The following is a 14849-nucleotide window of genomic DNA, read 5'->3' on the forward strand; positions in this document are numbered from 1 at the left end:
ACGCTCTGCATGGGTGCGGCGCGATACATTTGAAGACGAACTACGCCGCCTGCTGCTTCCGCGACGCCACGAACACGCCGGCCAGCACCAGCGCGAAGCCGATGAAGTGGAAGGCCTGCGGGTGCTCGCCTAAAAACGCCATCGCCATGATCGAGCCGAACACCGGCACGACATGGAAGAACGGCGCGGCGCGGTTGGCGCCGATCAGCCGGACACCGCGATTGAAGCAGAGATAGGCGAGCGTCGAGGGGAACACCGCGACATAGAACAGGGTCAGGAGGTTCGGCCCGTCGAGCTTCATCACGGGACGCGCGGACAGCTCCCAGATCTCCAGCGGAATGAGACAGGCAGCACCGCAGCCGAAAGTGAAGGCGAGGAACGACAGGCCGTGCATCGGCGGACGCTTCAAGGTCAGGACCGAATACAGCGCGAAGATGATCAGCGCGACGACGAAGATGAGGTCGCCCTTGTTGAAATCGATGTTCGACAGCGTGGTGAAATCGCCATGCAGCAGGATGATCAGCACGCCGCACATCGACAGCAGCACGCCGAAGGCCTGAGCCGCGGTGAGCCGGACGCCGAGGATGGCCAGCGACCACAGCGCCACGACCAGCGGTGCGGCCGACTGGAGCAGCAGCGTGTTGAGCGCCTGCGTATGTTCGAGCGCCCAATATTGCAGCGTGTTGAAGGCGCCGATGCCGGTGATCGAGAGCGTGACCATTAGGCCGAGCTTGCCGCGGATCGCGGGCCAGTCCTGGGCAAGGTGTTTCCAGGCGAACGGCAGCACCAGCAGGAAGGCGAAGAACCAGCGCAGGAACGACAGCGTCACCGGCGGGATATGACCGGCGGCGAGCCGCCCGACGATGGCGTTGCCGGCCCAGCACAGCGCGGTGATGCTGAGCAGCAGATAAGGCTGGTTGGCGATCCAGTTGTGGCCGGACGTGGCGGCGCCGGTGGTCTCGTCGGTGGCGGACATTGTGATTGTTGTGGCCCCGCGTCATGCGCCAAGCCTCCAGCCCGGCGGCACCCGGGCCGGTTCAGACCCGGCCCGTTCAAAGACACGGAAATCCGGCCGATATCAATGGGTGCGAGGCGCATCGCGTCCATGCGCGGGAGCGGCGGCCGGAACCTCGCTCAACCCTTCAGCCCGGCACGGATCGCAAACGGCTTCAACAGTTCGGCACAGGCGAGATAGACGACGACCAGGAGCGCGATGCCGGCCATCATGATCGGTGGCGGAGTGACAAAGCCGAACCAGGCACCGACCGGCGTGAAAGGCACCACCATCGCGACCAGCAAGGCGACCAGCGAGGAGGCGGACAGCACCGGATCGGGCCAGTTGCGCCACGGTCGGCCATTGTTGCGAATGATGAAGATCACGAGGATCTGCGTCGCCATGGATTCGATGAACCAGGCGGTGCGGAATTCCTCCGGCGACGCCTGGAACAGCATGATGAGGGCGCCGAAGGTCAGGAAGTCGAATACCGAGGACAGCGGCCCCATGATCGCCGCGAAACGCACCAGCCGCGTCATGCTCCAGACCTGCGGCTGCGCGGTGGCCGCGCGCGAGACCTGGTCGAAGGGAATGCCGAGCTCGGAGAGATCGTAGAGCAGGTTGTTGAGCAGTATCTGCGTCGGCAGCATCGGCAAGAACGGCAGCGCCATCGAGGCGATCGCCATCGACAGCATGTTGCCGAAATTCGAGCTCGCGCCCATCCGGACATATTTCATGATGTTGGCAAAGGTGCGTCGGCCCTCTTCGACGCCGTCGGCGACGACTTCGAGATCCGGGGCGAGCAGGATGATGTCGGCGGCGGCCTGCGCCACGCCGGTCGCGCCTTCGACCGACAGGCCGATATCGGCGGCCTTCAGCGCCGGAGCGTCGTTGATGCCGTCGCCGAGGAAGCCGACCACCGCGCCGCCGGCCTGAAGCGCCTTCACGATGCGCGACTTCTGGTCGGGCGCAAGCCGGCCGTAGGCGTCGGTCGATTGAACCTGGACCGCCAGCGCTTCGTCGCTGAGCTCGGCGATGTCGGCCCCCGATAGTACGCGGTCGGCGTTCAGCCCGACCAGGCCGGCGAGCCGCTTCACCACCACCGGATCGTCACCCGATAGGATCTTCAGTGTGATGCCGGTCGCCGCGAGTCGTGCGATCGCGGCCGCGGCCGTCGGCTTCGGCGGGTCGGCGAAGGCGCAAAAACCTTCGAAGACGAGATCGGTCTCGTCGGCGGTCTCGACCTCGCGCGTTGCGCCGGTCCACGGGCGCGAGGCGACCGCAATGCTGCGTAGCCCTTCGCTCGCGAGCTCGTGCACGCGAGCGATCGCGCGGGTCCGGGCGCCGTCGTCCATCGCGCAGAGCTCGAGCACCGCCTCCGGCGCGCCCTTGACGATGAGCAGCGCGCCTTCGGGACCGGTCGCGAGCACGGATCCCAGCCGCCGCGAAAAGTCGAACGCCTGCCTGCCGGCCAGCGTCCAGCCCTGCGCGGCATTCGACTGGCCGGCAACCAGCGCCGCGTCGAGCGAGCCGCGATCGCCGCCGAGTTTCGCGGCGATGGCGCCGAGCCGCGCGGCGCGGGCATCGTCCTTGCCGGCGGCATCGAGGCTCCTGGCCAGCGTGATCTCGGCCGAGGTCAGCGTGCCCGTCTTGTCCGTGCACAAGACGGTCATGGCGCCGAGATCGTGGATCGCCGCGAGGCGCTTGACGATCACCTTGCGGCCGGCCATGCGCAGCGCGCCGCGCGACAGCGTCACCGTCGTGATCATCGGCAGCAGTTCCGGCGTCAGCCCGACCGCGAGCGCGACGGCAAACAGCAGCGAGTCCATCACGGGGCGGCCGAACACCACGCGGACGGTGAGCACGACCAGCACCAACGCGAGCGTGGCGCGCGCGACCACGAGGCCGAATTCGCGCAAGTCGCGCTCGAACGGTGAAGGCGTCTGGGCCTCGGCAAGCGCGGAGGCCGCCGCTCCGAACACTGTATCGCGTCCGGTGTACACGACGAGCGCAATCGCCTCGCCGGTTTGCGCCACCGCGCCGCGAAACAGCGCATTCGACGTGTCGTCGGGACCGGCGCATTGTCCGGCGCGCTTCTGCACCGGGTAGGGCTCGCCGGTCAGCGCCGCTTCGCCGGCGGTGAACGCCGTACTCTGAAGGATCAGCGCATCCGCCGGGATGATGTCGCCGGCGCGAACGCGCAGGATATCGCCGGGGACGACCTGCTCGACGTCGACCTGGCCGAACGCGCCATCGCGCTTGACCTCGGCCTTCAGCGCCACCGAGCGTCGGAGGACGTCCGCGGCGCGGATCGCGTGACCTTCCTGGATGGTATCGAGCCCGATCGAGAGCGTCAGGATCAGCACGATGATGAGCCCGCCGATCTCATCGCCGGTGAGCATCGAGACGATGCCGGCAACCAAAAGGATCAGCGACAGGGGCTCCAGCAGGCGGCGGAGCACCGCGTGCATCGCGCCCTCGGTGCGGGGCGCGGCGTCGCTGTTCGGCCCGCAGCGTGCGAGGCGCCCGGAGGCGTCCGCCGCAGCCAAACCTGTGAGGCCGCAACCCAGTCGTTTGCAGAGCTGATCGGGTGAAAGACGCCAGAAGTGGTTGTCGGCGTGCGCTGGACTGTCCGACAAGCGAGGCCCCCGATTCAAAGTATCTCGTCAGGCAAATGCCTCGAAATTCGGCGTAACCCGTTGACCTACCGCAATCTGAAATGCCGAGGGTGCCCTGGCTTCGTCGGCGTCTGCCGACTGAAACGAGGTGCCGCAGGGCATTGACCTCGAACTCGAGCACGGCTGCGACCGCATCATCGAAGTGGTCGACGGCCGCATCCGGGCCTAACGTCGTAGAGCCCGTCCGACGAAGCGGATTTTTAGGGGATATCAAGGGCTTGGATAGCGCATTGGGCCCCGAAAAAGCCCCGTTCTTGCTTGCTTACAGAGGCTGCATCCTTTATCCGGTTGGCTGCCTCGCGTTCGAGCGGCCCCGGCCGTGATTGGGCTGGGCGCATCTAACAGATTGCATAGGGATTACCCGCGAATGGCCAATGTTGTCGTCGTCGGCGCCCAGTGGGGCGACGAAGGAAAGGGCAAGATCGTCGACTGGTTGTCGGAGCAGGCGGACATCGTCGTCCGTTTCCAGGGCGGCCATAACGCCGGCCATACGCTGGTGATCAACGGCAAGACCTACAAGCTCGCGCTGCTGCCCTCCGGCGTGCTGCGCGAACACAAGCTGTCGGTGATCGGCAACGGCGTGGTGTTCGATCCCGCCGCCTTCCTCGATGAGGTCACCAAGCTGCGTGCACAGGGCGTCGCCATCAGCCCGGAAAACTTGCGCGTCGCCGAGAACGTCACCTTGATCCTGCCGCTGCACCGTGAGCTCGACGCGCTGCGTGAATCTTCCAATGCCGCGACCGCGATCGGCACCACCCGCCGCGGCATCGGCCCGGCCTATGAGGACAAGGTCGGCCGCCGCGCCATCCGCCTGATGGACCTCGCCGATCTCGATACGCTCCCGCACAAGATCGACCGCCTGCTGGCGCATCACAACGCGCTACGCCGCGGCCTCAATCTGCCGGAATTCGACCGCAAGGAAATCCTGAAGGAATTGAGCGCGTTCGCGCCGCAGCTGCTGCCCTATGCCGAGACGGTGTGGCGGTTGCTCGACATCAAGCGCCGCGAAGGCAAGCGCATGCTGTTCGAAGGCGCGCAAGGCGCGCTGCTCGACGTCGACCACGGGACCTATCCCTACGTCACCTCGTCCAACACGGTGGCGGCGCAGGCCGCGACCGGCTCGGGCCTCGGACCCGGCGCGGTCGGCTATGTGCTCGGCCTCTGCAAGGCCTACACGACCCGCGTCGGTCAGGGCCCGTTCCCGACCGAGCAGGACAACGAGACCGGCCGCAAGATCGGCGAGCGCGGCCGCGAGTTCGGCACCAATACCGGACGGCCCCGCCGCTGCGGCTGGTTCGATGCAGTTCTGGTTCGCCAGGCGGTCCGGACCTGCGGCATCAACGGTCTGGCGCTGACCAAGCTCGACATCCTCGACGGCTTCGATTCGATCGAGGTCTGTACCGGCTACAGGCTGGACGGCAAGGAGATCGACCATTTCCCGGCGGGCGAGGGCGCCCAGGCCCGGGTCGAGCCGATCTACGAGACCATCGAGGGCTGGAAGGAGCCGACCGCCAATGCGCGCTCCTGGGCCGACCTGCCGGCCCAGGCCATCAAATATGTCCGGCGGATCGAGGAATTGGTTGGCTGCCCGGTGGCGCTGCTTTCCACCAGCCCCGAACGCGAGGATACTATCCTGGTGCAAAATCCGTTTGAGGCTTAACGATATCTTACCGGGACGCGCGTATAATTGAGTAGAAATGGCTGATTACTATCCGCTGATCGCCCGCGCTATTGCCGCCCTGGACCCCAACGCTCCCGGCGAGAGCCGTCGCGCGCTCTACGAGCGGGCGCGCACGGCGCTGATCGCGCAGCTCCGCAGCGTGCAGCCGCCGCTCTCCGAATCCGAGATCACCCGCGAGCGGCTCTCCCTGGAAGAGGCCGTCCGCAAGGTCGAATCGGAGGCTGCCCAGCGTGCCCGCGAGGCCTCGCGCCCCGGTGGCGGCGCTCGCAGCAGCGGCAGTGGCGATGCCTTCCGCCGCGCCAGCACCCGCGCCACCGAGGGTAACTCGCCCGCGCCCCAAACCGCTGCCCCGCCGCGCACCCGTCCGGCACCGCCGCCGCCGCGCGCCGACCGGCCCTCCTTCAACGTCGATGACCAGGGTGACGCCCCGCGTGCGCCGCGGGCTCCGCGTTTCGACGCGCCGCGCCAGCCGGGTCCGTCGGCACCGCCGGCGATGCCGGAGCCTCCGCCGGCCGGACGCGATCGCGCCAGTGGGCGCCGTCCGCCGGACATGGGACCTCCGCCGCCGCTGCCGCCGGCACCGGGCGTGCGCGGCTTCCGCGACATCACGGCCGACGCCAACGATCTCGGCGGCGCCGCCGCGCAGGCCAACCGTGCCGCGCGCCGCACCTACGCCAACGTGCCCTCGCCCTCGCCGGAATTCGACCGGCTCGAGCCGAGCCTGGAGAATCGCGCCGCCGGGGCGGACGCGCCCTACTCCTACGACGAATCGATCGAGGAAGCCGAGCGCTACGCGCCCCAGTCGCAGCCGCCGTCGCCGCGTCCGCACATCCCCGTTCTCGACCGCGACACCAGGAAGAAGCGCGCCCGCACCGGCTCCGTCTTTCCGTTCAAGAGCGCAATCGCCGTCGGCATCGTGCTGATCCTGGTCGGTGCCGGCATCCTCTGGGGCAAGCAACTGGTCCAGACCGCGAGCAACCTGTTCAAGTCTTCGCCGACGCAGGTGGTGGAGGCGCCGAAGGATCCGTCTCAACCGCAGAGCAAGCCCAAGATTCCGGATCGCGTCGGCCAGCCCTCGGCCAGCGACCAACCGGTCGCGCCGGTGGCGCAGAAGGTCGTGCTCTATGACGAGGATCCGTCCGATCCGAAGGGCAAGCAATATGTCGGCTCGGTGGTGTGGCGGCTCGAGCCGATCAAGGCGTCCGGCAACCAGAAGGCCGACGTCGCCGTGCGCGCCGACATCGAGATCCCCGACCGCAAGTTCAAGATGACGATGTCGTTCCGTCGCAACACCGACTCGTCGCTGCCGGCGAGCCACACCGCGGAATTGACCTTCATCCTGCCGCAGGATTTCCCGGGCGGCAGCGTTTCCAACGTGCCCGGCATTTTGATGAAGTCGAACGAGCAGGCCCGCGGCACGCCGCTCGCAGGGCTCGCGGTCAAGGTCACCGACGGCTTCTTCCTGGTCGGCCTCTCCAACGTCGATGCCGACCGCAGCCGCAACGTCCAGCTCCTGAAGGAGCGCTCCTGGTTCGACGTGCCCCTGGTCTACGCCAACCAGCGCCGCGCCATCATCGCCATCGAGAAGGGCGCTCCCGGCGAGCGCGCCTTCAACGACGCGTTCGCGCAGTGGGGCGATTAGGGTAGCTCATGTTCACCTCTCTTCCGGGGAGGTGAGCTGCCCTCTCGACGATCCAACCGAAATTGAACCGTGCCTATTGCGCGGCAGCTTCCCGCTTGCGCGATCCTGTCGCGGCTGCGGCCTCGCGGTCCATCACGGCGCGACAGCCGGGGCTGACCTGAGCCTTTTTCTGCACCATGCAGGCCCTGATCCTGGGGATGTCGGGGATCTCGCTCGAGCACAGCCGCATGGCATCGCCGGAGCACATCTGCTGCGCTTCGGACGAGAAGGCGAGGCCGGGCGATGTCTGGAATGCGACGGCTGCGGTTGTGACGGCGAAGAGAGTTGCGATCGTCTGGTAGCGTGTCATGCGGAATGCGTCCCCGAGTTCCGTGGGCTTGAGCCACTTGGTTTTGGGGCGCCGCACGCGGCTTGATCTGCCGCATGTCACAGCCTTCACGCCGGGATCTCAATCCCGCATGTGGTCGCTCGATCTCTCGTGATGTTCGAATCGAAAAGTGCTGCGCCGCCCGAGCCAAGTATGCGCCATTGTCGCGCGGCCGCAATGGCAAGCAGAAATCAATTCGCAATTGTTGCGCGCACGTCACGCACAATGCGGGCGCGCCCGATCAGATCAACCGATCGGAGGATACGCACGCTGGTTACGCGTCGCCCGCGCCGAGCGCTGCGTGTTCCTCGACAGCCGTAACGCCCTTTGCCGTGAGCTCGAACAGATCGCCGTCCTTCATCACGTATCCGTCGGCGATCAGTTGTCCCACCTTGCCTTGCCGATCATCGGCGAAGGCGAACGATTGGCTGATGTCCCTGAGGATCGAGAGCTGTTCGTCGCGCAACATGGCTTCACTCTCCGTTCGCCGGGGATGGTTCCGGTCCTCACATGCCGTGGCTCTCAAACACCTTGCTGCAAGACCGCGACAGTTTTGCCCGGTTGGCTTGCAGGCAACCCTGCACCGCACCGTCATTGCCGAGGTCCTTGCGACACAGCCGCGAGGCATCGCGCGAGCAGGCTTGCTGTTCCTGCGAGCTGCCCATGTGGCCCTGCGCGCGAGCAGGCAGGCTCGACAGGCCGGTCAGGGCCGTCAGCGCGATCGTCGCCAGGAAGAACAATTTGCGGGACATCGGCGGCTCCAAATCTGACAGGTGAGTTTCAAGTCCTGTCTGAACTCGTCGATGTGCCGCTTGTTCCCTAAAGGCCGAGCCGCACCCGCCGCTATTCAAGGTTCCCGTGACGCTGCTATAACGGGGCGAAGGATGAGGGTGCCTGATGAAACGCTATCTCGTGTTTGCGCTGGTTGGCCCGTTCGTGGGCGGGTTCCTGCTGCTGCTGACGACGACTTATCAGTCCGGCTATTGGACCCAGACCAGTCTTGGCGAGGTCGGCAAGCTGTTCGCAGTGTTCTTCAAATCCCTGCAATACAGCTATCTGTTCGGCTTCCTGCCCTCGCTGATGATCGGTGCGGTCGACGACATCCTGGTCCACATCCGCCGGATCGGCCCGGTGCTGCGGATGCTGCTGGTCGGCGTGTTCGCCTTCATCCTGGCCTCGCTGACCTACAGCTCGCGCGGGCCGGACTCGGGCGCGGTGCAGTTCATCCTGTACGGCCTCGTCGGCTTCGTGCCGGCGGTGATTTCATCCTGGCTCGTGCATCGATATGTCGAGGAGCCGCTGCCGGCGGCAGCACCGACGTGAGGGCGCGTCGTTCGGGCGCGGCGCAGCAACCTCCGCCGCGCTGGCGCGTTCTCCAGGGGCCATGACCATGTCCGATGACGATATTATTGCCCCGCGCCGATCCCGTCCGGGAAACCGCTCGGGTGCGGCCTCTTCGGGCACCGAGGCGCGCGGGCCGATCATCGATCAGGACGGTCGCGAGATCCGGCCCGAAACGCTGGAGCAGGGCTTTCGCGAGTTTCGCTTCGAGTTCGGGAAGGACAGTCCCTTCGCTGGCAACCCGTTCGGCAATCTGACGCGCGAGCAGCGGATCGCGCGGATCGAGGCGATCGCAAAGCTGCTCGACATCGCCTTCGTCCTGCCCGGAACCAATATCCGCTATGGCATCGACGGGTTGATCGGACTGATCCCCATCGTCGGCGACATCATCACCACCGCGATTTCGCTCTGGCTGGTGCGAGAGGCGAGGGCGCTCGGGGCGCCCTGGTACATCACCGCGCGCATGCTCGGCAATGTCGCCGTCGACGGCGTGATCGGCATGGTGCCGTTGGCGGGCGACGCCTTCGACGTCATGTTCCGTGCCAACATGCGCAACGTGCGCCTGCTACGCCGCTGGCTCGACAAGCAGCCGCGCATCTGACACGCCCCAAAATGACTCCCCAAAACGCAAAAAGCGCGACGGCCTTTCGGCCATCGCGCCTTCGGCGCACATCGCAGCGCTTTACGAAAACTTATGCCGCGTCGGCGGCGTCGGTGCTGGTCTCCACCGGCTTGCGGTGACGGGGCAGCGGGAAGGCCTCGCTCTCGTAGAGCGAGCGGATGCCGTTCTGGTCGAAGCGCGCTTCCTCGACCTGGAGATAGGCGCCGTTCAGCGAGTCCGTCGGCAACTGCTCCATCGCGAACTGGACGGCCTCGGCCGCGGTGCCGAACCGCCGATAGGTGAAGCCCGCGCGCTTCTTCTTGCGGATCGCGGCGGGGAAGAGTTCGGCGGAGGTGTTGAAGTTGAACGGACGCAGTGGACGCATGGTCAAAGACCTCGTGATCTCTCTGGGGCTTTAAGCGCGTGGGGTTTGGACGGGCGAGGGCCACCATCAGGCGGGCCCGCCGCACATGTCATTTTCGTCCTCTAATATAGTCCGTTTTGACAAAATTGCGACCCCTGCGATGCGAGATGATGAATCCACGCATGGCAGCTCCGCAACTCGGAAAGTTGCAATAATATCAATAGCTTGAATGGTTTACAGCTTACCAAGGAGCAGCAGCACGAGCAGCACCACAAGGACGAGGCCGCCGATCCCCATGCCGGAATGGCCCATTCCGTAGCCGTAGCCACCGAAGCGGCCCGACAGGCCGCCGAGGAGATAAATGATCACCAGGATGATCAGGATGGTCCCAAGCGTCATGGCATCCTCCCTGGCGGCCGCCGCAACGTCATGGTCGGCCGCACCACTAGGGAAGAAAAGCACATCGCGCCGCCCGGTTCCATGTCGGAACCAGGCGACTCGCAAGGTTTATTTGGGTTCGAGCTTCAGCGCTGCGGAATTGATGCAGTAGCGCAAGCCCGTCGGCCCCGGGCCGTCGGGAAAGACATGGCCGAGATGGCCGCTGCACTTGGCGCACAGCACCTCGGTGCGGATCATGCCGTGGCTGACGTCCCGCTCCTCCTCGATATGGCCCTCGACGGCAGGCTGGGTGAAGCTCGGCCAGCCGCAGCCGGAATCGAACTTCGCGTCGGACTCGAACAGCTCGTTGCCGCAGCCGGCGCAGGTATAGGTGCCGGCGCGGTGGTCGTGTTCATATTCGCCGGAGAAGGGACGCTCGGTCGCCTTCTCGCGCAGCACCGCGTATTGCACCGGCGACAACTCGCTGCGCCATTGCTCTTCGCTCTTGATGACCTTGTCGTCCGTGGTTTTCGTCTTGGTGTCGGGCATGGGTCTCCCGTTTTTTCGATGATCTCGCGATCAGTTGGTAGCCTTGCTGGCGCTCACCAGCGTCGGCTTCTCGATATAGTTATCCGCGAACAGCTTTTTCAGGTTCTCGACCTTCGGGAGGTCGTTGTAGGCGATATAGGGCTGGTTCGGGTGCAGCGTCAGATAATCCTGGTGATAGGCCTCCGCCGGATAGAACGCCTCCAGCGCGCCGACCTTGGTCGCGATCGGCTTGCTGAAGACCTTGGCGCCGTTGAGCTGGGCAATATAGGCCTCGGCCACCTTCTTCTGCTCGTCGGAGGTGGTGAAGATCGCCGAGCGATATTGCGTGCCGGTGTCGGGACCCTGCCGGTTGAGCTGGGTCGGGTCGTGCGCGACCGAGAAGTAGATCTGGAGGATCTTGCCGTAGGAGATCTTCTTCGGGTCGTATTTGATCTCGACCGATTCCGCGTGGCCGGTCCGGCCGCTCGAGACGGTCTGGTAGTCGGCCGTCGCCTTGGTGCCGCCGGCGTAGCCGGAGACCGCGTTGACGACGCCTGCGGTGTGCTGGAACACGCCCTGCACGCCCCAGAAGCAGCCGCCGGCGATCACGGCGGTCTGCATCCCGCTTGCGGGCGCCGCATCAACGGCGGGGGCGGGGATCACGACCGCATCCTCTGCGGCCCGGGTCGGCGCGGCAAAAGCCAGCGTCAGGGCGGTGGTTGCGGCGAGCAGGGACAGGACGGCAGGTCGGCGCATGGCGATCCTCTTTCGGAAGGTCTCACAGTCTACGGCTGTTGGAGCCGGGCGAACAGCCTGCCCGGCATTTTCGGACATTCGAGATACGGGCCGGCCGGGCGATTGTTACGGCCGGACGGACACGAGTCTGTGAAACGCGCCGCTTGGACCGGCCCGGCTTGGCGAGGACCGGAACTCCGCGCTAGATGAACCGGCGCGATCGGTGATCGACTTAAAGGAATCGTTGCTGGAGCTGACCTGACAACATGCTGCGCGTCGTATCCCAGACCCTCGTCGCCGTGCTCGCCATCCTGGCCGCCTGGAGCTCGATCGCGGCGGCCGAACCGCAACCCGGCGACAACCTCGCCATTTGCCGCGACCGCCAGGCGGACGCGCAGGCGAGGGCGCAGGCCTGCGACAATTTGCTCAACGCCGACCGTGTCACCGGCAAGGACAAGGCCATCGCGCTCTCCGTGCGCGGCAATACGCTGATCAACAAGCGCGACTACGTCCACGCGATCGAGACCCTGTCCATGGCCGTCGACCTCGATCCCGACAACGTCGCCACGCTCAACCTGCGCGGCCTCGCCTATGAGCGGACGGGCCAGGACGACCATGCGATGGCGGACTACAACCTCGCGCTCCAGAAGCGCCCGACCTACGGTGTGCCCTACAACAACCGCGGCATCATCCAGTTGCGCCGGGGGGCGCTGCAAAGCGCGCTCGACGATTTCAACCTGTCGATCAAATACGCGCCAAAGCTCCTGCTCGGCTACACCAACCGCGCCCGCGTGCGCACGCTGATGAAGGATTTTGACGGCGCGGTTGCCGATTTCACCGAAGCTGGCAAGATCGATCCGAACGCACAGCAGATCGCCGGCCATCGCTGCATCACCTACGGCATGATGGGCAAGTACGACCAGGCCTTGGCGGATTGCGACGGCCTGATCGAGAAGCAGCCGAAAAACGTGTTCGCGATCAACAACCGCGCCGACGTCAACATGATGAAGGGCGACCTCGACGCCGCGCTGAAGGACTACAATACGGCGATCCAGATCAACCCGAACAATGTGCGGGCACATTCGGGTCGCGGCCAGATCTACGAGCGCAGGAAAGACCTCGCCCAGGCCCGTGCCGACTATCGTGCGGCGGCCTATTCGCTGACGAAGTTCGACGAGCTCGATGTCGCGCGCGCCCGCGCGATCGCGCAGGAGCGATTAGCCGCGCTGACCCCGCAGGCGCCGGCCGGATCCACGGGGCGCCGTGTGGCGCTTGTGATCGGGAACGGCGCCTACAAGAACGTCCACGCCTTGCCCAATCCGCCACACGACTCGAAGATGATCGCAGGCGTGCTGCGCGATGTCGGCTTCCAGACCGTGATTTCCGTCAGCGACCTGACCCGCGACAAGTTCTTCGAAGCGTTGCAGGCGTTTGCTGCCGAGGCGGAGAAGGCGGATTGGGCGGTGGTCTATTACGCCGGCCACGGTTTCGAGATCGGCGGCGTGAATTATCTCGTTCCCGTTGATGCCAAGCTTGCCGCCGACAGGGACGCGGAGACCCAGGCGGTTGCGCTGGAGCAGGTGATTGCCGCCGTCGGCGCCGCGCGCAAGGTGCGTCTGGTGATGCTGGATGCCTGCCGCGACAATCCGTTCGCGCCGACCATGCAGCGTACGCTGTCGCTCAAGCTGGTGGACAAGGGCTTTTCCAACATCGAGCCCGGCGCCGGCTTCATGGTGGTCTACGCCGCCAAGCACGGCGAGACCGCAATGGACGGCGACGGCGGCGCCGACAGTCCGTTCGCCACCGCGCTCGCCCGCGAAATCAAGGTGCCGCGCGTCGAGATCCGGAAGCTGTTCGACATCGTTCGCGACGACGTCTGGGTTGTGACCAAGCACGAGCAGCAGCCGTTTTCGTACGGCTCGCCGCCGGGGCGCGAGGATTTTTATTTCGTCGCGGGGAAGTGAATGCTGCTTGTGGGGCGCACCTTCGTCCCCTCACACTAGGTGTCGTCCCGGCGGAGGCCGGGACCCATAGCCAACGGGCGTGGTTTGACGAAGACTGACAGTGATCGAACCTTCTGACGCGGTATGGGTCCCGGCCCCCGTGCGCAAGTGCGCACTAGGCCGGGACGACGGCTACACCACGATGCTCAGCCGCTTCGCCGCCCGCGTAATTCCCGTGTACAGCCACCTCGCGCGACTCTCCTGAAACGCAAAACTCTCGTCGAACAGCACGACGTCGTCCCATTGCGAGCCCTGCGACTTGTGCACGGTCAGCACGTAGCCGTAGTCGAACTCGTCATAGGGCTTGCGCTGCTCCCAGGAGATCGCCTCGACGCCGCCCTCGAAGCAATCGGCGCGCACCGAAACCTTCGTCACCTTGTGGCCGAGATCCTCGTCCGGCGACAGCCGCATGCTGAGAATGCGCGATTTCGAACGCGAGGTGTTGCGCGACTTCACGCGCCACAGCCCGCCGTTGAACAGGCCCTTCTTGCGATTGTTGCGCAGGCAGACCAGCTTGTCGCCGGCGACCGGGAAAGTGTCCTCGATGTTCTGGCGCTGGCGCACCCGCATGTTGTACGCGCGCCGCGTGTTGTTGCGGCCGACCAGGACCTGGTCGGCGCCCATGACGCGATCGGGATCGAGATCCTTGCGCGACACCACCTCGCTCTCGCCGTAGCGGCCGATGTCGAGCTCGCGTCCCTCGCGGACGTCCATCGACATCCGCACAATCGGGTCGTCCTGGGCCTGGCGGTGCACCTCGGTCAGCATCGCGTCCGGCTCGGTATTGGTGAAGAAGCCGCCGCCCTGGATCGGGGGCAACTGCGCGGGATCGCCCAGCACCAGCAGCGGGCAGTCGAACGACATCAGGTCGCGGCCCAATTCGGCATCGACCATCGAGCATTCGTCGATCACGATCAGCTTGGCTTTGGAGGCCGGGGCGTCGTCCCACAGCTCGAAGCTGGGCTGCTCCTCACCGGATTCGCGGGTGCGGTAGATCAGCGAATGGATGGTGGAGGCTTCGTCGCAACCCTTGTTGCGCATGACCAGCGCCGCCTTACCGGTGAAGGCGGCGAATTTCACCTCGCCGTCGACGCCGTCGGCGATGTGCCGCGCCAGCGTGGTCTTGCCGGTGCCGGCAAAGCCGAACAGCCGGAAAACCGGCGGCGTGCCGTTGCGGCCGGGTTTGGCCTTGAGCCAGTCGCCAACGGCTTTGAGCGCGGCGTCCTGATGCGGGGTGAATGTGGCCATGTCTGTCTTGAGGAGGGGGCGAAACGGAGCGATTCGCCAGCCCCAAAACTAACCATTCGCACCGCCGGTTCAAGCGCAGGGCAATCGCATTTCAAGGCTGTTTCTCCGCGGCCCATCCTTCGAGACGCCCGCCTTTGGCGGGCCCTCAGGACGAGGGTGGAGTGCGCGGCAGCAATGTCGACGGGCAAAGATGCCGCTCAGCCTCGCACCTCAGAGCCTGACCGAAAAAAGGTGAGCGGCATTGGCGGGCCTGTGATTCCTTCGGATTTGCAAAGATTCGAGGGAGGAC

The 14849-nt window shown here is 65.7% G+C and carries 15 protein-coding genes; 5 read left to right on the forward strand and 10 right to left on the reverse strand.

The genetic code is table 11. From position 1 onward, the window contains the following. Positions 1-40: 40 nt before the first annotated feature. Entirely contained in the window at positions 41-976 is a 936-nt protein-coding gene (locus tag JQ591_RS04230; RefSeq protein ID WP_211394764.1) for a DMT family transporter, read from the reverse strand. Between the two features lie 158 nt (positions 977-1134). Beyond that, on the reverse strand, positions 1135-3633 hold the full coding sequence (gene mgtA / locus JQ591_RS04235; protein ID WP_211394765.1) for a magnesium-translocating P-type ATPase: 2499 nt from the start codon (positions 3631-3633) through the stop codon (positions 1135-1137). Positions 3634-4039: 406 nt separating this feature from the next. On the opposite strand from mgtA, the gene JQ591_RS04240 reads away from it, so the two are divergent. Both JQ591_RS04240 and JQ591_RS04245 read left to right on the forward strand, forming a co-directional pair. Continuing rightward, the gene (locus tag JQ591_RS04240) at positions 4040-5332 is read left to right on the forward strand and encodes an adenylosuccinate synthase (protein WP_211394766.1); all 1293 of its coding nucleotides are present in this window, start codon (positions 4040-4042) and stop codon (positions 5330-5332) included. Positions 5333-5369: 37 nt separating this feature from the next. Next, complete coding sequence (locus JQ591_RS04245; RefSeq protein ID WP_211394767.1) at positions 5370-6995, forward strand: hypothetical protein; 1626 nt, start codon at positions 5370-5372, stop codon at positions 6993-6995. Positions 6996-7068: 73 nt separating this feature from the next. Here the strand turns inward: JQ591_RS04245 and JQ591_RS04250 are convergent, their stop codons facing one another. From JQ591_RS04250 to JQ591_RS04260, 3 genes are all read right to left on the reverse strand, one after another. After that, a complete protein-coding gene (locus tag JQ591_RS04250) occupies positions 7069-7344 on the reverse strand; it encodes a hypothetical protein (protein WP_249136385.1) in 276 nt (91 codons plus the stop codon). 292 nt (positions 7345-7636) lie between these two features. Further along, positions 7637-7831 carry a hypothetical protein gene (locus tag JQ591_RS04255; protein WP_211394769.1) on the reverse strand — a complete coding sequence of 65 codons (195 nt, stop codon included), beginning with the start codon at positions 7829-7831 and terminating at the stop codon, positions 7637-7639. A gap of 37 nt (positions 7832-7868) precedes the next feature. Continuing rightward, positions 7869-8114 carry a hypothetical protein gene (locus tag JQ591_RS04260; RefSeq protein ID WP_211394770.1) on the reverse strand — a complete coding sequence of 82 codons (246 nt, stop codon included), beginning with the start codon at positions 8112-8114 and terminating at the stop codon, positions 7869-7871. Between the two features lie 145 nt (positions 8115-8259). Between JQ591_RS04260 and JQ591_RS04265 the strand changes: the two genes are divergently transcribed. Beyond that, entirely contained in the window at positions 8260-8685 is a 426-nt protein-coding gene (locus JQ591_RS04265) for a DUF5413 family protein (RefSeq protein WP_211394771.1), read from the forward strand. A 61-nt stretch (positions 8686-8746) separates the two neighbouring features. Beyond that, positions 8747-9304 carry a DUF4112 domain-containing protein gene (locus JQ591_RS04270; protein WP_211394772.1) on the forward strand — a complete coding sequence of 186 codons (558 nt, stop codon included), beginning with the start codon at positions 8747-8749 and terminating at the stop codon, positions 9302-9304. A gap of 91 nt (positions 9305-9395) precedes the next feature. On the opposite strand, the gene JQ591_RS04275 is transcribed toward JQ591_RS04270, so the two are convergent. The 4 genes from JQ591_RS04275 to msrA all read right to left on the reverse strand — a co-directional run bounded on the left by JQ591_RS04275 (position 9396) and on the right by msrA (position 11330). After that, on the reverse strand, positions 9396-9689 hold the full coding sequence (locus JQ591_RS04275; RefSeq protein WP_211394773.1) for a hypothetical protein: 294 nt from the start codon (positions 9687-9689) through the stop codon (positions 9396-9398). Between the two features lie 213 nt (positions 9690-9902). Then, complete coding sequence (locus JQ591_RS04280) at positions 9903-10067, reverse strand: DUF3309 family protein (RefSeq protein WP_211394774.1); 165 nt, start codon at positions 10065-10067, stop codon at positions 9903-9905. A gap of 108 nt (positions 10068-10175) precedes the next feature. After that, entirely contained in the window at positions 10176-10595 is a 420-nt protein-coding gene (gene msrB / locus JQ591_RS04285; protein ID WP_211394775.1) for a peptide-methionine (R)-S-oxide reductase MsrB, read from the reverse strand. A 30-nt stretch (positions 10596-10625) separates the two neighbouring features. Continuing rightward, positions 10626-11330, reverse strand: coding sequence for a peptide-methionine (S)-S-oxide reductase MsrA (gene msrA, locus JQ591_RS04290; protein ID WP_211394776.1), 705 nt, complete (start codon positions 11328-11330; stop codon positions 10626-10628). 245 nt (positions 11331-11575) lie between these two features. On the opposite strand from msrA, the gene JQ591_RS04295 reads away from it, so the two are divergent. Further along, positions 11576-13273, forward strand: a complete 1698-nt coding sequence (locus JQ591_RS04295) for a tetratricopeptide repeat protein (protein ID WP_211394777.1) — start codon at positions 11576-11578, stop codon at positions 13271-13273. A gap of 171 nt (positions 13274-13444) precedes the next feature. On the opposite strand, the gene JQ591_RS04300 is transcribed toward JQ591_RS04295, so the two are convergent. Then, complete coding sequence (locus tag JQ591_RS04300) at positions 13445-14560, reverse strand: ATP-dependent DNA helicase (RefSeq protein ID WP_211394778.1); 1116 nt, start codon at positions 14558-14560, stop codon at positions 13445-13447. Between the last annotated feature and the right edge of the window lie 289 nt (positions 14561-14849).

It is taken from the genome of Bradyrhizobium canariense (assembly GCF_018130465.1).
GTDB classification, from domain to species: Bacteria; Pseudomonadota; Alphaproteobacteria; order Rhizobiales; family Xanthobacteraceae; genus Bradyrhizobium; species Bradyrhizobium canariense_C.